Source organism: Rhizobium pantanalense, from assembly GCF_030182525.1.
Lineage (GTDB): Bacteria > Pseudomonadota > Alphaproteobacteria > Rhizobiales > Rhizobiaceae > Rhizobium.
In genome coordinates, this window is record NZ_JAQJCH010000018.1 from 60,167 (window position 1) to 77,267 (window position 17,101).

21 protein-coding genes are annotated in these 17,101 nt (G+C 58.0%); 15 read left to right on the top strand and 6 right to left on the bottom strand.

Features of this window, described 5'->3' with window-relative positions:
- The first annotated feature begins 77 nt into the window (after positions 1 to 77).
- The 4 genes from PH558_RS31810 to PH558_RS31825 all read left to right on the top strand — a co-directional run bounded on the left by PH558_RS31810 (position 78) and on the right by PH558_RS31825 (position 2,208).
- Positions 78 to 500 (top strand): cysteine rich repeat-containing protein, encoded by a 423-nt coding sequence (locus PH558_RS31810; protein WP_483314219.1) that lies wholly within the window; start codon positions 78 to 80, stop codon positions 498 to 500.
- A 5-nt stretch (positions 501 to 505) separates the two neighbouring features.
- The gene (locus PH558_RS31815) at positions 506 to 1,084 is read left to right on the top strand and encodes an OmpA family protein (RefSeq protein WP_285208253.1); all 579 of its coding nucleotides are present in this window, start codon (positions 506 to 508) and stop codon (positions 1,082 to 1,084) included.
- 17 nt (positions 1,085 to 1,101) lie between these two features.
- Entirely contained in the window at positions 1,102 to 1,296 is a 195-nt protein-coding gene (locus PH558_RS31820) for a hypothetical protein (RefSeq protein ID WP_285208254.1), read from the top strand.
- 258 nt (positions 1,297 to 1,554) lie between these two features.
- On the top strand, positions 1,555 to 2,208 hold the full coding sequence (locus PH558_RS31825; protein ID WP_285208255.1) for an alpha/beta fold hydrolase: 654 nt from the start codon (positions 1,555 to 1,557) through the stop codon (positions 2,206 to 2,208).
- 232 nt (positions 2,209 to 2,440) lie between these two features.
- Here the strand turns inward: PH558_RS31825 and PH558_RS31830 are convergent, their stop codons facing one another.
- Positions 2,441 to 3,283, bottom strand: a complete 843-nt coding sequence (locus tag PH558_RS31830; protein WP_285208297.1) for a beta-keto acid cleavage family enzyme — start codon at positions 3,281 to 3,283, stop codon at positions 2,441 to 2,443.
- 96 nt (positions 3,284 to 3,379) lie between these two features.
- Here PH558_RS31830 and PH558_RS31835 point away from each other — a divergent pair, with 96 nt between their 5' ends.
- The 11 genes from PH558_RS31835 (at position 3,380) to PH558_RS31885 (ending at position 13,399) form a co-directional block, all read left to right on the top strand.
- A complete protein-coding gene (locus tag PH558_RS31835; protein ID WP_285208256.1) occupies positions 3,380 to 4,264 on the top strand; it encodes a MurR/RpiR family transcriptional regulator in 885 nt (294 codons plus the stop codon).
- A gap of 2 nt (positions 4,265 to 4,266) precedes the next feature.
- Positions 4,267 to 5,598, top strand: a complete 1,332-nt coding sequence (locus PH558_RS31840; RefSeq protein WP_285208257.1) for an aspartate aminotransferase family protein — start codon at positions 4,267 to 4,269, stop codon at positions 5,596 to 5,598.
- Positions 5,599 to 5,657: 59 nt separating this feature from the next.
- Positions 5,658 to 6,563 carry a transporter substrate-binding domain-containing protein gene (locus PH558_RS31845; protein WP_285208258.1) on the top strand — a complete coding sequence of 302 codons (906 nt, stop codon included), beginning with the start codon at positions 5,658 to 5,660 and terminating at the stop codon, positions 6,561 to 6,563.
- A gap of 62 nt (positions 6,564 to 6,625) precedes the next feature.
- Positions 6,626 to 7,351, top strand: a complete 726-nt coding sequence (locus tag PH558_RS31850; protein ID WP_285208259.1) for an amino acid ABC transporter permease — start codon at positions 6,626 to 6,628, stop codon at positions 7,349 to 7,351.
- Entirely contained in the window at positions 7,345 to 8,040 is a 696-nt protein-coding gene (locus tag PH558_RS31855) for an amino acid ABC transporter permease (RefSeq protein ID WP_285208298.1), read from the top strand. Before PH558_RS31850 ends, PH558_RS31855 begins: the two co-directional genes overlap by 7 nt.
- A complete protein-coding gene (locus PH558_RS31860; RefSeq protein WP_285208260.1) occupies positions 8,037 to 8,765 on the top strand; it encodes an amino acid ABC transporter ATP-binding protein in 729 nt (242 codons plus the stop codon). Before PH558_RS31855 ends, PH558_RS31860 begins: the two co-directional genes overlap by 4 nt.
- 471 nt (positions 8,766 to 9,236) lie before the next feature.
- On the top strand, positions 9,237 to 9,983 hold the full coding sequence (gene glnH, locus PH558_RS31865; RefSeq protein ID WP_285208261.1) for a glutamine ABC transporter substrate-binding protein GlnH: 747 nt from the start codon (positions 9,237 to 9,239) through the stop codon (positions 9,981 to 9,983).
- A gap of 59 nt (positions 9,984 to 10,042) precedes the next feature.
- The gene (glnP, locus tag PH558_RS31870; RefSeq protein WP_285208262.1) at positions 10,043 to 10,699 is read left to right on the top strand and encodes a glutamine ABC transporter permease GlnP; all 657 of its coding nucleotides are present in this window, start codon (positions 10,043 to 10,045) and stop codon (positions 10,697 to 10,699) included.
- Positions 10,696 to 11,424: a glutamine ABC transporter ATP-binding protein GlnQ gene (gene glnQ, locus PH558_RS31875; protein ID WP_285208263.1), complete on the top strand. Its 729-nt coding sequence runs from the start codon at positions 10,696 to 10,698 to the stop codon at positions 11,422 to 11,424. Before glnP ends, glnQ begins: the two co-directional genes overlap by 4 nt.
- Positions 11,414 to 12,460 carry a C45 family autoproteolytic acyltransferase/hydrolase gene (locus PH558_RS31880; protein WP_285208264.1) on the top strand — a complete coding sequence of 349 codons (1,047 nt, stop codon included), beginning with the start codon at positions 11,414 to 11,416 and terminating at the stop codon, positions 12,458 to 12,460. Before glnQ ends, PH558_RS31880 begins: the two co-directional genes overlap by 11 nt.
- Before the next feature lie 15 nt (positions 12,461 to 12,475).
- On the top strand, positions 12,476 to 13,399 hold the full coding sequence (locus tag PH558_RS31885; protein ID WP_285208265.1) for a MurR/RpiR family transcriptional regulator: 924 nt from the start codon (positions 12,476 to 12,478) through the stop codon (positions 13,397 to 13,399).
- Positions 13,400 to 13,620: 221 nt separating this feature from the next.
- Here the strand turns inward: PH558_RS31885 and PH558_RS31890 are convergent, their stop codons facing one another.
- The 5 genes from PH558_RS31890 to PH558_RS31910 all read right to left on the bottom strand — a co-directional run bounded on the left by PH558_RS31890 (position 13,621) and on the right by PH558_RS31910 (position 16,776).
- A complete protein-coding gene (locus PH558_RS31890) occupies positions 13,621 to 13,758 on the bottom strand; it encodes a hypothetical protein (protein ID WP_285208266.1) in 138 nt (45 codons plus the stop codon).
- A 70-nt stretch (positions 13,759 to 13,828) separates the two neighbouring features.
- Complete coding sequence (locus tag PH558_RS31895; RefSeq protein ID WP_285208267.1) at positions 13,829 to 14,350, bottom strand: nuclear transport factor 2 family protein; 522 nt, start codon at positions 14,348 to 14,350, stop codon at positions 13,829 to 13,831.
- Positions 14,351 to 14,369: 19 nt separating this feature from the next.
- Positions 14,370 to 14,909 (bottom strand): alpha/beta hydrolase family protein, encoded by a 540-nt coding sequence (locus PH558_RS31900; RefSeq protein WP_285208268.1) that lies wholly within the window; start codon positions 14,907 to 14,909, stop codon positions 14,370 to 14,372.
- A gap of 243 nt (positions 14,910 to 15,152) precedes the next feature.
- Complete coding sequence (locus tag PH558_RS31905; RefSeq protein WP_285208269.1) at positions 15,153 to 15,929, bottom strand: helix-turn-helix domain-containing protein; 777 nt, start codon at positions 15,927 to 15,929, stop codon at positions 15,153 to 15,155.
- 124 nt (positions 15,930 to 16,053) lie between these two features.
- Positions 16,054 to 16,776, bottom strand: a complete 723-nt coding sequence (locus tag PH558_RS31910; RefSeq protein WP_285208270.1) for an alpha/beta fold hydrolase — start codon at positions 16,774 to 16,776, stop codon at positions 16,054 to 16,056.
- Between the last annotated feature and the right edge of the window lie 325 nt (positions 16,777 to 17,101).

A 17,101-nucleotide genomic window follows, 5' to 3' on the forward strand; every position in this document is an offset into this window, starting at 1 on the left:
CGTGATGTCGACACCATTCAACGGTCCCTTCTTCGAAAGCGCCAAATCGCTGCACTTTGGGAACAAGGGAGATAATGATGAGGAAGACTGGAAGGCTATTTTGCGGATTGCTATGGGCGGGAATGATCTCCGCAGGCATGGCGAAAGCTGAAACTGTCAGCTATGCGGATGCGGTCTCGATACTTGCGAAGGATTGCGGCGCTGACATCAAGAAGCTCTGCAAGGGAGTCAATCTTGGAAACGGCCGCATCGCGGATTGCCTGAAAGAGAATACGACGAAGGTGTCCCCCACCTGTACCGCATCTCTTTCCAGCGTCGCGACGTCGATCCGGCGGCGCGAAGACGCACAGGCAGCTTATGAAAAGGTCTGCGCCCATGACATGGCTCAGCATTGCCGGGGCGTCAAAGGCGACGGTTACATACTCGCCTGCCTGATCAAGACGCAGCGCCTCGTCGGAGACAAATGCAATCAAGCAATCACCGATGCCGGATGGAGATGAAGCCGATGAACATCAGAGCACGCATCATGACCGCCCTAGCGTTGACCCTGGTCGTTCCGGCCTGCGCATCGGCACAGCAGGTGTCCGAGCAGCGGATCGTAACCGGTCTCGACAAGCTCACCAATGCGGCGCCGATCGTCGATGTCGAACTGCTTCGTCAGGAAGCGATGAGCGCCTCGGGCAAGGATATGGCCGGTCTTCCCAACTGGAGCAAGGTCGTCCATCTGCCTCAGATGGTCGTGGAAGTGGACTTCCAGAACGACTCGGTCGCAATCGAGCCGGAATCCTACCGCACGCTTGGCATGATTGCCGATGCCCTGCATCATCCGAACCTCTGGGATTATAAATTCCTGGTCGTCGGCCACACCAGCTCGACCGGAACCGATCAGCACAATCTCGACCTCAGCCAGCGGCGCGCGGACGCGATCAAGGAAATTCTTGCGACAACCTTCGCGGTCCAGCCAGACCGTCTGTTTGCGGTCGGCGTCGGTAAATATTTCCCGATTGCAGGTTCGAAAACGGAAGCTGCCGACAACCGCCGCGTTCAGCTCTTCAATCTAGGTGTTTTCGCGAGAAAGCCCTGAAAATCAGAGTGACATGTATGGCGGACGCAATTGGTATCGAGCACGCCGCCGCGGAGTACGAAATCGCGGCCGCCACTGTCGTCACCTTGTTCAGGGAAGGCAACCGCACGCTTCCGGAGCTTCAGGCTGCAATTTCAGCCCATCAGTGGCTATCTCGGGATGCCGTGGAAATGGCAAAAGTCCCGGTGCATTCCACAAGCAAGACCTCATAGGTAGACCAGGTCACCATCTAAATCTGCAGGATCGTTCGAGGGAAAGTGCGCCTCGCTTCGCAGATCTCTCAAAGGTGCTTTCCTTCTGAAGCGTCGAAGAGCACTACGGAAATGCGCGACGGATACGGGAGATGGCTGTTACATCAGGCGCGGGGCACAAGACGGTACCTGCTGCTGTTCTGTGGATCGCGACAGGCTCTTTTACAGCGGCTCCCGCATCGGTATGACAGTGGTGTCATGAACCAAGAGAAAATCTGAATGCCCCATGACTTTCTCGTTACCGGCCCTCAAGACGCCAACATCACGATCGTCCTTGCCCACGGAGCCGGCGGTGCAATGGATACGACGTGGATGGAAAACATGTCGTCCGCACTTGCCGACAAGGGCCTGCGGGTCGTCCGGTTCGAGTTCGATTACATGTCGGCACGACGTTCCACCGGAAAACGGTCGCCTCCCCCACGCGCCGAACTCCTGAAGCGGGAATATGAAGCCGTGATCGATGAACTCGGTGCGCGAGGAACCCTCGTCATCGCGGGAAAATCCATGGGCGGACGCGTGGCCAGCATGATCGCGGATGAGCTTCGCGATACGGGCAAGATTTCCGGACTGCTGTGCTTCGGCTACCCGTTCCATCCCATCGGAAAACCGCAGAGCTTGCGGACCGCTCATCTTGAAGAAATGAAGACGCCTACTCTCATCTGCCATGGAACGCGCGACCTGTTTGGATCGCGAGAAGAGCTCTCTGGTTACAAGCTCTCCAGCATGATCGAAATTCTATGGCTTGAAGATGGGGACCACGACTTCAGGCCGAGAAAAGCCGTCTCCGGTCTCACGATCGCCGAACATGTCATCACCGTCGCCAATCACGTCAGCACATGGACAGCAGCGCTGCGTAAGCCGCCGCCACCATGAAGAGGGCACGGTTAATCCCGCAAGACCGGCGGGCTCGAAGTCATTCCGTTAAGCTGTGGGCGCAGCCAAAATGATTGATGTGAAGGGATTCGAACCAGCGGGCGTGAAAATATTCCACGCAACGCTGGGCAATTATATTGCCGTAATCACTTGCGAGCACGGTTGATCACAATTGCCTTCTACACACAGGATTGAGCCGGACAAATTCAAGCCTGGCGCCCTCATCCGCTACCTAGCTCGATATCCTGTGAAGCCGCTCGCGAAGTTCTTCGCCAGTTTGTGTGACGATGTCAAACCGGCTGAGAGGTGTCCTGACGATGCTGACGAGATCGGCATTCGCCTGCGCTGGCGTGCCATTGGGCAGCGACATATTATTTTCGAAACCAACGCGAACGTTTCCACCGAGCAGAGCGCCTGCGGCCACGCACGCCGCCTCATGGCGTCCGAAGGCACAGACGCTCCAATGGGCAAATCGTGGCATGTTCGCTGCTAGAAACGGCAACAGCTCCTGCGGGTGAGACAGCTGGTTGACCGTATAGCGGCCGAGCACGAATAAGGTCGGTATGTCATTCCACGGGATAAGTTCGCGTCGCATCATGTCAGCAAGACGAAGAGCCTCTGCCGGATCGTAGAGAATGATCTGCGGCAGAACTCGCTCCCGTTTCATCCACGATAGCAGGCCCGCAAACTCCGATTCATATGTTTCATCCGGAACGAGCTCGCGCAGCGCTAGAGACACCGCTTCGGGTTTCACGGCTTTGACCACCGCGATCTGTTCGGCCGGTCGATATAGTCCGAGCGCTTCGCTGGTGATCTGAACAATCATCCGATCGCCCACCTCCGCTTCTATGGCGGCAATGACGGCGTGATAGGCGTCGGCGTCAAGCAGATGCGAGCCATCCGGCTTGCGGACATGGACATGGATCATGGCGGCGCCAGCCTCGAGGCATTCGGCCGCCGTTCTCGCCAACTCGGCTGGTGTCAACGGGATGGCAGGATGATCAACCTTCGTACGGCGGCCCCCGTTCGGCGCAACGGCTATTGCAATCGAATTCAAAGCAGTTTCTGCATTCATCTTAGTCAACTTGCCTAAATATGATCCATGTAGATCATTATATCGCACAATGAAACATACGTTGCAATTCAAATCGAAAACATGTAGGTAATGATCATGAACCAGGGACCTTTAGCAGAAGCGATCATCAAGGCCTTCGACAGCATGTCGGCTCAGTTGCAGGCGGCTGCGCGTTACGTGCTCGATCATCCGAGCGATGTCGCTCTGCTGTCCATGCGCGAGCAAGCTCGCCAAGCCGGCATACAACCAGCGACGATGACACGCTTTGCCAAGCATCTGGGGCTGGATGGCTACGACAATGTCCGCGAACTCTATGCCGAGGCGATGCGCGGTGGGGATTCCGGCTTCGCTGGGAAGGCCGGAGCCCAGGCCCTGAGCCAGAAACTAAAGGGCGATCACGCGCTTGCGGCGGAAATGCTGAATTCGATCGGCGGACAGATCGCCCGACTTGCCGAACCGCACTCCCTCGATCGGATCGTCAATGCCGCATCAACATTGGCAAAGGCTCGCCGTGTCTATTGTCTGGGCCTGCGCGCCAGCCACTCCATCGCCTGGCATCTTTATTACATTCTGACGCTCATCGGTGAGAAATCGACCATGCTCGATGGCATCGCCGGGACAGGCGCGGATGCGATCGGCACGGCAACGGCGGAAGACGTTTTGCTCGTCGCGAGCGTTCTGCCTTACACCCGCGCAACGATCGAGATTGCCGAATATGCCCAAAGCCGCGGCATCAAGGTCGTAGCCATCACTGACAGCGAAGTCGCGCCGCTCGCACAATTCGCGGCGGCGATCATCCTGGTCTCGACCGATGGCCCGTCTTTCTTCCACACCATGTCACCAGCCTTCGCGGTTGCCGAGGTTCTCGGCGCGCTGCTCGCGGGCCACGGAGGAGAGGAGGCCGTCCAGGCGCTCCGCCGTTTCGATGAGCAGCTGGCCGCATTCAACATTCACCTGAAGCCAAGAAACGCGAAGAGATAGCTATGACGCACCTTCTCCACCGGGCCATTCACGCTCAGCTTCCTGTTGCCGTCGCCGGCAAGGGCATTGAACTCTTCGATGCCGATGGGAAGGCCTATATCGATGCGTCCGGTGGCGCTGCCGTATCCTGCCTCGGGCACAGACATCCCGATGTGATCAAGGCGCTGCATGATCAGCTGGACAAGATGGCCTATGCACATACCGGCTTCTTCACCACCGAAGTGGCGGAGAAACTTGCGGATCGGCTTGTCGAAGATGCGCCCGCCGGGCTGGATCATGTCTATCTCGTCAGCGGTGGTTCGGAAGCGGTTGAAGCGGCGTTGAAGATGGCGCGGCAATATTTCGTGGAAAAAGGCGAGACGCAGCGCCGTCACGTCATCGCGCGCCGCCAGAGCTACCACGGCAATACGCTGGGCGCGCTTGCCACCGGCGGCAACGAATGGCGCCGGTCGCAATTCAAGCCGCTGCTGATCGAGACGCACCACATCGACCCTTGTTACGCCTATCGTTTCCAGATCGAAGACGAAAGCGACGAAGCATACGCGGCCCGGGCCGCACAACAGCTCGAAGATAAGATATTGGAACTTGGCGGCGACCAAGTCATTGCGTTTGTCGCCGAGACCGTCGTTGGCGCCACGATCGGCGCCGTTCCGCCGGTCGCCGATTATTTCAAACGTATTCGGGCCATCTGCGACAAATACGGCGTTCTGCTGATCCTTGATGAGGTCATGTGCGGGATGGGCCGCACCGGCACATTGCATGCCTGCGAGCAGGACGGCATTTCACCGGACCTGATGACCATCGCAAAGGGCCTCGGCGGCGGATACCAGCCGGTCGGCGCCGTGCTTTTGTCCGGCTCGATCTTCGAGGCTTTCGCCAATGGTTCTGGCTTCTTCCAGCACGGTCACACCTATATGGGCCATCCGATGGCGGCGGCGGCAGGTCTTGCCGTGCAGGAGATCCTGAAGCGCGACGGTTTGCTCGCCAACGTCACCGAAATGGGCAGCCATCTCGGAACGAGACTGAACGAGCGCTTTGGCAACCACTATCACGTCGGCGACATCCGGGGACGCGGCCTGTTTCAGGGTATCGAGCTCGTCAGCGACCGGGCAACGAAGGTTCCCTTCGACCCGGCGCTGAAACTCAATGCGCGCATCAAGAAGGAAGCCATGGCTCGCGGGCTGATGGTCTATCCGATGGGTGGAACGATCGACGGCAAGACGGGCGATCACGTCCTGATGGCGCCGCCCTTCATCGTCAACAGGCAGGACATCGATACCATCGTCGAACGTCTCGGCGATGCCGTGGATGCGTCCATCGCGTCCATCCGGTGAGGTGACGCGCAAAAAAGGCGCGCGCCCAGAGACGTCATCCAGAGAGGACTAAAACAGCCATGATGAACACCATCAGGGGCCTCGCGGCCTCATGCCTTCTGCTGACCTGCGCGACCCAAGCAGCCACGGCTGCCGATCTCGGCCCGACGCTTCAAAAGATCAAGGATACCGGGACGATCACGATCGGGAACCGTGAAAGTTCGGTTCCGCTTTCCTATCTCGACGACAGCCAGACGCCCATCGGGTTTTCCATTGATTTGTGCGGCCTGGTCGTCGACAAGCTGAAGACCGATCTCGCCCTACCCGGCCTCAAGGTCGTCTATCAGCCGGTCAATTCCTCCAACCGCATTCCGCTCGTCGAGAACGGCACGGTCGATATCGAATGCGGCTCGACCGCCAATACCGTGCCGCGTCAGGCCCAGGTAGCATTTTCGGTCACGACCTTCGCGCCGCAGTTCAAATGGATTTCGCTTGCCAGCCAGGGGTTGAAAACGACCGAAGATCTAAAGGGCAAGACCATCGCAGTGACGCAGGGCACGAATACCGCGCAGTTCGTCGCCAAGCTCAACGCCGACAAGGGCCTCGGCATGAATATCCTTCAAGGCAAGGATCATGCGGAATCCTTCCTTCTGGTCCAGACCGGCCGTGCCGCAGCGTTCATGGAAGACGATATTCTCCTTGCCGGCCTCAAGGCGAATGCCAAAGACCCATCGGCACTCACTTTCCTGGCGGATGCCTTTCCAAGCGATCCATACGGTCTGATGCTCTCCAAGAACGACCCGTCGTTCAAGAAGCTGGTCGACGAGGCCCTGACCGCGGCAATGCAATCCGGTGTCTACGACAAGCTCTACACCAAATGGTTCGAAAGCAAGATCCCGCCGAAGAACATCAATCTGGAATTCCCGATGTCCGACAAGCTGAAAGCGCTGGTGAAGGCGCCGAACGACAAAGCCAACGGCCAATGATGCCATGGGCGGAGCGGACCATTTGACCGCTCCGCCACCAAGAAAAAAGAAAAGGGGAAGCGATGTCACTTCTGTTTGAAACGACCCCGGACGGAGCCGGCCGATACATCGACTGGCTTCTCAGCGGTCTTGCCTGGACGCTCTCGCTTGCAATCGGCGCCTGGCTGATCGCGCTTGTCGTGGGCACCGCGATCGGCATTCTCAGAACGCTGCCGGGCCGTTTTATTCCTGGGCTGGCGCGGATTTATGTGGAGCTCTTCCGCAACATTCCGCTGCTCGTGCAGATGTTCCTTTGGTACTTCGTCTTGCCGGAACTATTGCCCCCGTCGCTTGGAACCGCAATGAAGCAGATGGCGCCGCCCTGGGGCAGTTTCATTCCCGCATTCCTCTGCCTCGGCCTGTTCACCTCGGCCCGCATCGCCGAACAGGTGCGCTCCGGCCTCCAGGCCCTCCCTGCGGGCCAAGCGCAGGCTGCCTTTGCTCTCGGCTTCAATCGTCCGGCATTATACGGCCTGGTCCTGCTGCCGCAGGCGTTCCGCATCATTCTGCCGACGCTGACCAATGAATTCATGACGATCTTCAAGAACACCTCGGTTGCGCTCACGATCGGGCTTGTCGAATTGACCGCGACCGCCCGCGAGATCAATGAGAATACCTTCCGCACATTCGAGGCCTTCGGCATCGTCACGATCGCCTATTTCCTCATCGCGCTATGTGCCTGGCAGATCATGAACCTGATCGAACGTTTGATGCAGATCCCCGGCCTGTCGGGAGGACGTAAATCGTGAGTTCGCTCGACTTTTCCGTGATTCTCACCGCATGGCCTTACCTTTTGCAGGGCTTCTGGTTCACCGTTCAGATCACCCTTGTCGGTTTCATCGGCGGTATTCTGTTCGGTTCGCTGTTGGCCGTGGCGCGCTTGTCGCCGAACCGGGTTATATCGGCCCTTGCAATCGGCTACGTGACGATCATCCGTTCCTTGCCGTTGATCCTCGTCATCTTCTGGGTGTTCTTTTTGGTTCCCTGGGTGATCGGCTGGATTACCGGGAGCGGCCGGCCGGTTCCCGTGGGCGCCTCGATGACGGTCTTCACCACCTTCGTCCTTTTCGAAGCCGCCTATTTCTCGGAGATCGTTCGCTCGGGCCTGCGGTCGATTTCACCGGGCCAGTTTTCCGCAGCGGAAGCGCTCGGTTTCAGCAAGTTCCAGTCCTATGCCTACATCATTTTCCCGCAGGCGATGCGCAACGTCCTGCCGATCCTTATCACCCAAACGATCATTCTGTTTCAGGATACCTCCCTCGTCTACGTGATCTCGGCCACCGACCTGTTGGGAGCCGCCACGAAAATCGCCCAGCGCGACTTTCGGCTGGTGGAAATGTATCTGACGGTCGGCGCGATCTATTTCGTTTTCTGTTTTGCCGCTTCGCAATTTGTCAAAATCCTGCAGGGTCGCCTGACCTATGGAGTGCGTCCATGATCGAACTGAATTCCATCAGCAAGAGCTACGGGAGTTTCGAAGTCCTGAAAAACTGCTCGGCGACCATTGGACGGGGCGAGGTCGTGGTCATCTGTGGACCATCCGGCTCGGGCAAAAGCACGCTCGTCAAGACCATCAACGGTCTCGAAGGGATCAACAGCGGCGAGATCGTCGTCGCTGGCCTTCGCATCACACCGACGACCAAAAACGTCGCGGAACTGCGTAAATACACCGGTATGGTGTTTCAGCACTTCGAGCTTTTTCCGCATTTATCCGTGCTCGCCAATGTCATGATCGCTCAGACCAAGGTGTTGCGGCGGCCGAAGGCCATGGCGGAAGCCAAGGCCGTCTCGCTTCTGAAACGCGTCGGACTTGGAGATCACATGCGCAAATATCCCGCCCAGCTTTCGGGCGGACAGCAACAGCGTGTCGCGATCGCCCGCGCTCTGGCACTCGATCCGGAGGTCATGCTGTTTGACGAGCCAACATCGGCCCTTGATCCGGAAATAGTCAATGAAGTGCTGGATGTGATGACCGAGCTTGCCGGCCAGGGAATGACCATGGTGTGCGTGACCCACGAGATGGGATTTGCGCGTCGCGTCGCAAATCGGGTGTTCTTCATGGACGCGGGTGAAATCGTGGAAACGGCATCGGCGCAGGCATTCTTTGAAAACCCACAAAGCGACCGGGCAAAATCCTTCCTCGCCAGGATACTGCCTCACTGACGGGGCACCTCCGGAAGTCGTATCTTCCGATCTGACCATTGAGAAGCATCCGATATCTGATCGGTGTTCGAACCTCAGTTGCGCCATATCGAAAGAATTCTGCCCTTGATCGGCGCTGTAACAATTTGTGATCTATTTGTTTCTTGATTAAAAATTATGATCCATATGGATCAATTTTGATCGGCTTGGATATTTTCTGAGCACGCCGCACCAATCCCGATTTTCGGTCAGGATTTCTGCGCTACGCTAACCAGTTGAAATCGCAAGGAACTGACGAGCCTGTCGATCTCCGGACATCCGATCGGATATCTCTCTCACCTGTGAGCAGAGCCTCGCCTTTGGACACCCTGCACACGTTCTCGACATGGTCGCGCAAATTTCAAATGCGACAAACTCACAAAAGCATTCTATATTTGCAAACGCAGACCAAGAGCAAACGCCACATGCATTTGCCAAAAAAGGGGAACTCGCATGAAACTGAGATTTGGATACCTGCTTGGAGCCGCCGTTGCAGCGACAATCGCATTCTCGCTTCCCGCACGGGCCGCCGATCTGATCGTCGCCACCGACACCGCCTTCGTCCCGTTCGAATTCAAGCAAGGCGACAAATATGTCGGCTTCGATATCGATCTGTGGGACGCGGTCGCCAAGGACATCGGCGTCAGCTACACGCTTCAGCCGATGGATTTCAACGGCATCATCCCGGCATTGCAGACCAAGCAGGTGGATATCGGCCTTGCCGGCATCACCATCAAGGACGAACGCAAGAAGGTCATCGACTTTTCCGACGGCTATTACGACAGCGGCTTTCTGCTGATGGTCCCGACCGACAGCAAGATCACAGGCCCGGCAGACCTGAAGGGCAAGACGCTGGCGATCAAAACCGGCACGTCGGCGGCCGACTACGCCAAGGCCAATTTCAAGGACACCGAACTGCGCCAGTTCCCAAATGTCGACAACGCCTACATGGAACTGCAGACCGGCCGTGCCGACGCCGCCATGCATGATACGCCGAACGTGCTCTACTACATCAAGACGGCCGGCGGCGGAAAGGTGAAAGCGGTCGGCGAGCAGATGATGGCGCAGCAATACGGTATCGCCTTTCCGAAAGGCAGTGATCTCGTCGCCAAGGTGAACGCCTCGCTCGCCAAGCTCAAGAAGAACGGCACCTACACGGCCATCTACAAAAAGTGGTTCGGCGCTGAGCCGAAGCTCTGATCGCCCGGTAGCCTCATGCGCGTCGGTTCCGCCGGCGCGCAGTCCACGGGAGTATTCCAATGCAATTCGACTGGTCGGTGGTCATCGATGCACTGCCCGCTCTTCTTGGCGGCGCTCGCTTGACCGTTCTCATCGCACTGGCGGGTCTCGTCGGTGGCATCGCCGTCGGCGCCGTCGCGGGCTTCATGCGCGCCTATGGCAACTGGCTGCTCAACGCCGTCGCCTTCGTCTATGTGGAGATCATTCGCGGCACCCCCATCGTCGTGCAGGTGATGTTCATCTATTTCGCCTTGCCGCTGCTGGCCGATATCCGCGTCAATCCCATGACGGCCGCGATCACCGCCATCATCGTCAATGCAGGCGCCTATATAGCGGAAATCGTTCGCGGCACCCTGCTTTCCGTCAGCAAGGGGCTCCAGGAAGCCGGGCTCGCACTCGGTCTGCCGATGTGGAAGGTGCTGGCCTATGTCGTCGGGCCGATCGCCTTTCGCCGCATGATCCCGCCGCTCGGCAATCAATTCATCGTCAGCCTGAAGGACACCTCGCTTTTCATCGTCATCGGTGTCGGCGAACTGACGCGGCAGGGACAGGAGATCATGGCCGCCAATTTCCGTGCCGTCGAGATCTGGACTGCGGTCGCCATTCTCTATCTCATCATGACCGGCGTCCTGACCTTTGCCCTTCGCTTCACCGAAAAGAGGATGCGCATCCTATGAGCATCGTGGAATTCAGAAACGTCACCAAAACGTTCGGCCCAATTACGGTCCTCAAGGATGTCAATCTCAACATCGAGGCCGGCCAGGTCGTGGTGCTGATCGGGCCGTCCGGCTCTGGAAAATCCACCCTTCTACGCTGCATCAATGCGCTGGAGGAAATCGATGGCGGCGATCTCGTTGTTGACAACATCAGCGTGCGCGAGGGACGTTCGCGCGTGCGCCTCATCCGCCAGGAAGCGGGCATGGTGTTCCAGCAGTTCAATCTCTTCCCACAGATGACGGCACTGGAAAACGTCGCCTTCGGCCCTCGCCGCGTCCGCGGCCTGGACAATGCCGAAGCGACCGCGCAGGCCAAAACACTCCTTGCGAAGGTGGGGCTGGCGGAGCGTGGCCATCACTACCCCTCCGAACTATCGGGCGGCCAGCAACAGCGCGTGGCCATAGCCCGCGCGCTCGCGGTCAAGCCGAAGCTAATGCTCTTCGACGAGCCGACCTCGGCGCTCGACCCCGAACTTCGTCAGGAAGTGCTCAAGGTCATGCAGTCGCTCGCCGAAGAGGGCATGACGATGATCGTCGTCACCCACGAGATCGCATTTGCCCGACAAGTCGGCACGCGGCTGATCTTCATGGAGGGTGGCAAGATCACGGTCGATGGCAATCCGGCCACCCTGCTCGACAATCCCGAAAATCCCCGCCTTCGTGAGTTCCTCCAGCATGTCCATTGATACCGGTTATCGCCTGACCACCCTGAGCCTGAAGGGAAACCATTACGAGATCGGTCAAGGCCTCGGGCGCCAAGGCGCTGTCCTCGTCCACGACCATCTCATCAAAACCTATGCCTGGGCAGCGGTCATGGCGCTCAAGAACAGTGACCGGATACAGATGGCCAGATCGTTGGTCGAACAGCGCTACCCGCACTATTGGCAAGAGCTTTCCGGCCTGGCGGACGGACTGGGGCTGCCCTTTGACGACGTTTTCGCTTGGAACTGTCGGGGTGATCTTTGGGCAATGGCACCGGACGGCTGCACCACCGTCCAGATACCAGGCACGTTCCCGGTCGTCGCCCATAACGAGGATGGCGATCCGGGCCTGAGATCGGGATGCACGCTGGCGACCATTATTCCGGAACAAGGCCAGCCCTTCACGGCATTCGTCTATCCGGGCTCGATACCCGGACACACATTCGCGATCAATGGCAGCGGCCTCGTGCTCACCGTGAACAACATCCGCTCAACGCTTGGCGGAGAAGGGTTGCCGCGGATGGTTCTGACCCGCGCCATCCTCAACTGCCCGACGATCGACGCCGCGCTGGACCTGCTGTCCGAAGCGCCACGCTCCGGCGCGTTTCACCTGACGCTGGCGCAGGCGGGGCAATCGCGCCTCACCAGCATCGAATTCACGCGTGCAAATTGCTCGATCGTCGACATCGCCAGTCCATCCGTCCACGCAAACCATCTCGTGCACGCGCAGAAGGTATCAGAGCCGCAGATCATAACAGGCTCCTCCAGATCACGTCAGGAACGTGGACAGGATATGCTCGACACAAACCACGGATCACTGGACCCACTATCCATCCTTTGGGATCGGAAAAGTCACGCGCTCCCGATCTATCGGACCCAGCCCGACGATCCCGACAACGAGAACACGCTGGCGACCGCCATCTTCAAAATCGGCAAGGACAGCGTCGACTGGGCTGTCTATGATGCGGCAGGATCGGCGGCTCGTTTCGAGAATATCGGCCTGAAGATCGCGACTATGTGACATCGAGGCATGAGCATGGCTTTGACGGATGAGGCGGCCGGATTCGTAAAACCGGCAACAATCGAGGAACTTCGGAACCTCACGGTGAACATCAATCGTGAGAACGCCAATATCTCGCTCGGTAACAAGGCGCTCGACGTGTTGGCGAAGCTGGTGGACACGCCGGAACAAACAGCGGTTCGAACAATATCCGAATTGGCCGAGGCTCTCGGGGTGAATGCATCGACATTGACACGGCTTTCACAGAAACTCGGCTTTGCCGGGTTCAGCGACTTTCAAAGCGTTTTCCGCCAGGCGTTCTCCTCGGACGACCGTTATTTCTATAGCCGTCAGGCGGGCCGCCTGCTGTCCACGAAAGGGGACAGCAAGGAGGAGCTGCACATCTTCGATAGGCTTGGTCTGGAAACCAAGAACAACATCGACGGCTTTCTGGCGCAGCTCGAGCCAAACTCCCTGCTGGAAACCGCTGATCTGCTTGCGAACGCCCGCCGTGTCAGGGTCCATGGCGTCCGTCAGTTTCATGCATTTGCGAGTTTCCTCACCTATGGGCTGGGGATGTTGCGGAGCGATGTTTCGCTTTTGGACGCACCTCGCCTTGGTGTCGCCGAGGCTCTGGCTCAACTGGAAAAAGGGGATGTTGTCGTCGTAGCAAGTTGTGCGCCATACACACGCAGCATCGCGAACGTGGCCGAAATCGCAGCCAAGCTCGGCCTCATCGTCATAGCGGTGACGGACACACGGGCCTCCCCTCTCGTCGCCCCCTCCCGGCACGCATTCTTCGTGCCCCATGCGAGCAGCTTTTTCAGCAACAGCATGGGCGCCTATATCGTGTTCTGCGAAGGCTTGCTTAATCTTGTGGCCCGTGAAATGGGCGATCGCGCAATGACGAGCCTTGCGTCGAGAGAAGCCCTGATCGGTTCGATGAAGGTTGAGATCTAGCCCGATGTATTAGCCGGCAACGATGCCGATAAGCGACTTCAAACGAAAGCCGCAAAAGCAACTCTGAAAGGTATCGAACCCGCGACCCTGCTGTTACAACATGCGCGCCAACCTAAATCTTATAATGTTATGCATCGCGTGACATCGATGGAATGACGGATTTAGGGCCGACGGCGCTCCCGCATGTACTGACAACGCGTCAATGACGTCGTGGATTCAGCTCAAGGGATTTTTTTGAAAATTATCAAAGGCTTGTCCGGAATACGTGCCTTGCAGCACACCTCGTCCACCGGTGTGCCGTCCCTGCATGCTTCAGTCCAAATGCGATCGGCGCCTCCCAAAACTTCGATGTCCTTCATGGCATTTTCCATCTTCTTCCACGCAGGGATCAGCCGGACAACCGCTTTGGAGCGATGCCTTGCTCGATGACTAGCGCTTCTGTCTTCGGCCCGCCTGCTCGACGAGGCCGCGATCACCGGTCTCATGCGTATAGGTCATAGTTAGCGATGTGACTTTCCATGTGCCGCCTACTCTGCTGAGTTCATAGCGATAGTGGCCCATCAATTGCCACATCGCGTTACCGATGCGATGTGTCGCCTGAAAATCAGCTTCAGCAATCGCCCGATCATCCTCGTTCGCAACAATCGTATGATTGGTCACAAGATGCAGCGTTCGATCAAACCCAGGAAGGAAACCAGACCACGAGGCAACCACCTCATCGCCTGATAGCGTTGACGGCTCTCCGCCCCACAGGCTTGTATAATCAAGGACAACTTCGTCGGCGAAGGCGCTGCGAACGCGGTCCCATTGGTGCCGGTCAGCCCCTGCGGCTATATCCGTGATCACATCGATGATCGCCAATCGATCTTCGATGGCAACATTCCCGGCCTTCGCCGAGGCCACACCCGATACCGTCATCATGACCACCATAACCAACATTGTCGTTTTCATAGCAGTCTCCCCAAGACCGTTACAACGCGCCGCGAAAGCGCTTAAAATGTATCGCAACGGCATCAGCCGCTGCAGTAACCGGTTCGGGCCGATCGTAGAAATCGAACTGGCTGACGTCTTCCAGCCATAGCTCAAACGACTGCGCAGGGAGACGATCAACAAAGGCATGCGCGCCCCGCGGCACGGCTGCTGTTTCCGAGTGCACGATCAGCGTCGGCTTGCGAAGCCGATCGGCGATTGCGACCGAGTCGTACGTCAGCCAGGGCTCCCATGATGACAGATTGAACTTGTTGTCATACTCCGGCACAAGCCCTCGATCCGTTTCGGTATAGTACGGTGTCTGGAACATCAGCGCGTTTCTGTCCGTCGAACTGGCGGCAGGGATGATCTGCGGCTTTCCGCCTGCCTCAGATGCCTCCGCTTTCCGGGAGGTCTCGATCAAGCCAGCCACACCGTCTTCGCCACCATAGACCTGCCGCACGATTTCGGCGTCCTGCAACCATGGCGCCACCAAGCCAACGCTGGCGATAGCGCTGCTAACGGATGCTGCTGCAGCCATGTACCCTGCGGATGCGCAGATCCCGAGGCCGAAAACCCTTGCGGGATCAACCTCGGGCAAGGTCGTCATAAAAACTGCGGCGGCAAGGATATCGGACGTAATGCAAGCATTCTCCTCAAAATGGCTCTCCTTCATGGTTCGGATCTTGACGGAACATGACAGAAGCGACAGCCGCGCGGAGCAGCAAATCTTGCCAAATGATAGGTGATTGTTGCTATGCCCGCGATCTTGACGAAACGGTCGCTACAGGCATCGAAACGCTGAAGGCGTGCATCCCGAATACCTTAAAAAATGTCTGCCAAAACGGGAAATGTCGTCATAACCCACTCGAAAGGCAACCTCGGCAACCGGAATGCGGGTGGTGTGCAACAGCAATTTGGCCCGCTCCATCCGTTGCAGGATAACGTATTGATGCGGCGACAAGCCGAAGGACGCTTTGAATGCCCGCAGGAAATGATAGCGGCTCATAGCCGCCTGCGCGGCAAGCACCTCCAGCGAAAGCTCGGCAGCGAGATGATCATGGATGTAGGCGGCAGCCCGACGCAACCGCCGGTCATCGACCGAAACAGGCGTCGATTTACCTTGTCCGAGCACAAGGCTCAGTTGGGCGGTCAATGCCAATTGCATCGTTTCACGATAAAGGAGAGACACATTGTCGAGCCCGCACACCACCTGGCGCGCCAGCTGCACCAGTAGCGGGTCGAGCTGGCCCACAACCGGTTCGAACCCGCGAGACGGGTCGAGCCCAACATCGTTCAACGACGTGTCCGTAAATTCCATAAAAAGATAGGAGAGTGCGTCATCGTACTCGCAGATCCCCGCAGAACCAGAGGGCAATATCCATCCCTCGTTTTCTTTGAGCGGCACGTGGCGTTTTCGATCTGAGGATATGGCAACTCTGTGCGCCGGTTGGGGAGTGAGAAATATCCCGATCGACAAGCGCGGCAACTCGAATGCACCGCCGCCCGGCGGCACATCGATCCTTCGCGTAGTGGAAGAGATACCGCAGCCATCCTTCATGTTTCACATCATACACACGACCAAAATGGGTAGATTAAGATTTGAATGTAGCACGCGTCTGCGTGCTGAAACACAGCTGATCTGCGAGACGCCCTCCGCCAATGATGCGAAGCTACTATATCATTCAATCTGCTTGCGGCGAGATTGCTGATGGGCCGAGGAAACGCGTCAGGGCCGAGAGGAATGCTGCTCTGCCGGCGTGATCACGATCGAGATGCACGAAGTGTGTGGCATCGGGAATGGTCACGAGTTCGGCCTCAGGCGCTTCGTTGGCAAGCGCCTCCGCATCCTGCGCGCGGCTCCAGAAATCCCTGCCGGAGCGAATGACAAGCACCGGCATCCCAAGTGCCGAAGCAGTCCACTGCCTTTTGCCGGTCACCACGTCGAAGCTGTCGGCCAGCGCTCCACTCGGAGATCGGAAGCTTGGCGGCTCGCGGCTGGCCGACGTGGCATCCGAGGCTAGTGCGGCATCGCCATAGGCCTGTGCCACGCGCTCGTCCCGCCATGAGTTTTTCTCAGCGATCGGTATGCTGTTGTTCCAGGCCTGAAAGAGGCTGGCGCGTGTATTGAACCTGTAGCCGCCGAAAGCCGAGGCATTGAACTCTCCTGGTCTATGAGGATCTTCCAGGGGAGAACCACGGCCGAGCGCTTCGTGCTGGCCCGTGCCATCATAAAGCGTGTTATAGAGGACGAGCCGTTCGACCATCATTGGATATTTCGTGGCGAAGGCGCCGGCCCAATGACCTCCCGTCGCCCAACCCACGATGCTAACCCGACTATCGCCGCTCCATCTGCGAATGCCGTCAACCGCTGCCGCAATGTCAGCAACCGCGTCGTCGGTTCGCATGAGGGGTGCCGAGCGAGACGGAATCCCCATCCATTGCATCAGGGCGGCTCGAGGCTCCATAACCACGCAGGTCAAGAATATAGACAAGATGTCCGGCGGCCGCGAGATCGGCAGCGAGAGAGCCTCCCGGGACCGGGAGATCAAATGACGCGATACCCGGAACCCGCGCGCCATGAACAAGGAGCACCGCGCCGTGTTCGCCAGATGGCGGGTTACCGCGTTTGCGGACTTCCCGGATGAAGAGGCCTTCGTTAGGCCGCACGTCAACAAAGCGATCAGTTCTGACAAATCCCGAACCAGCGGCACATGCTCCGTCCGTCGCGAA

Excerpts from the sequence above, each read along its gene's own strand:
- PH558_RS31810 (WP_483314219.1), top strand. The coding sequence starts at position 78 with ATGAGGAAGACTGGAAGGCTATTTTGCGGATTGCTATGGGCGGGAATG.
- PH558_RS31815 (WP_285208253.1), top strand. The coding sequence starts at position 506 with ATGAACATCAGAGCACGCATCATGACCGCCCTAGCGTTGACCCTGGTC.
- PH558_RS31820 (WP_285208254.1), top strand. The coding sequence starts at position 1,102 with ATGGCGGACGCAATTGGTATCGAGCACGCCGCCGCGGAGTACGAAATC.
- PH558_RS31825 (WP_285208255.1), top strand. The coding sequence starts at position 1,555 with ATGCCCCATGACTTTCTCGTTACCGGCCCTCAAGACGCCAACATCACG.
- PH558_RS31830 (WP_285208297.1), bottom strand. The coding sequence starts at position 3,283 with ATGAATGCAGAAACTGCTTTGAATTCGATTGCAATAGCCGTTGCGCCG.
- PH558_RS31835 (WP_285208256.1), top strand. The coding sequence starts at position 3,380 with ATGAACCAGGGACCTTTAGCAGAAGCGATCATCAAGGCCTTCGACAGC.
- PH558_RS31840 (WP_285208257.1), top strand. The coding sequence starts at position 4,267 with ATGACGCACCTTCTCCACCGGGCCATTCACGCTCAGCTTCCTGTTGCC.
- PH558_RS31845 (WP_285208258.1), top strand. The coding sequence starts at position 5,658 with ATGATGAACACCATCAGGGGCCTCGCGGCCTCATGCCTTCTGCTGACC.
- PH558_RS31850 (WP_285208259.1), top strand. The coding sequence starts at position 6,626 with ATGTCACTTCTGTTTGAAACGACCCCGGACGGAGCCGGCCGATACATC.
- PH558_RS31860 (WP_285208260.1), top strand. The coding sequence starts at position 8,037 with ATGATCGAACTGAATTCCATCAGCAAGAGCTACGGGAGTTTCGAAGTC.
- glnH (WP_285208261.1), top strand. The coding sequence starts at position 9,237 with ATGAAACTGAGATTTGGATACCTGCTTGGAGCCGCCGTTGCAGCGACA.
- glnP (WP_285208262.1), top strand. The coding sequence starts at position 10,043 with ATGCAATTCGACTGGTCGGTGGTCATCGATGCACTGCCCGCTCTTCTT.
- glnQ (WP_285208263.1), top strand. The coding sequence starts at position 10,696 with ATGAGCATCGTGGAATTCAGAAACGTCACCAAAACGTTCGGCCCAATT.
- PH558_RS31880 (WP_285208264.1), top strand. The coding sequence starts at position 11,414 with ATGTCCATTGATACCGGTTATCGCCTGACCACCCTGAGCCTGAAGGGA.
- PH558_RS31885 (WP_285208265.1), top strand. The coding sequence starts at position 12,476 with ATGGCTTTGACGGATGAGGCGGCCGGATTCGTAAAACCGGCAACAATC.
- PH558_RS31890 (WP_285208266.1), bottom strand. The coding sequence starts at position 13,758 with ATGAAGGACATCGAAGTTTTGGGAGGCGCCGATCGCATTTGGACTGAA.
- PH558_RS31895 (WP_285208267.1), bottom strand. The coding sequence starts at position 14,350 with ATGAAAACGACAATGTTGGTTATGGTGGTCATGATGACGGTATCGGGT.
- PH558_RS31900 (WP_285208268.1), bottom strand. The coding sequence starts at position 14,909 with ATGGCTGCAGCAGCATCCGTTAGCAGCGCTATCGCCAGCGTTGGCTTG.
- PH558_RS31905 (WP_285208269.1), bottom strand. The coding sequence starts at position 15,929 with ATGAAGGATGGCTGCGGTATCTCTTCCACTACGCGAAGGATCGATGTG.
- PH558_RS31910 (WP_285208270.1), bottom strand. The coding sequence starts at position 16,776 with ATGCGAACCGACGACGCGGTTGCTGACATTGCGGCAGCGGTTGACGGC.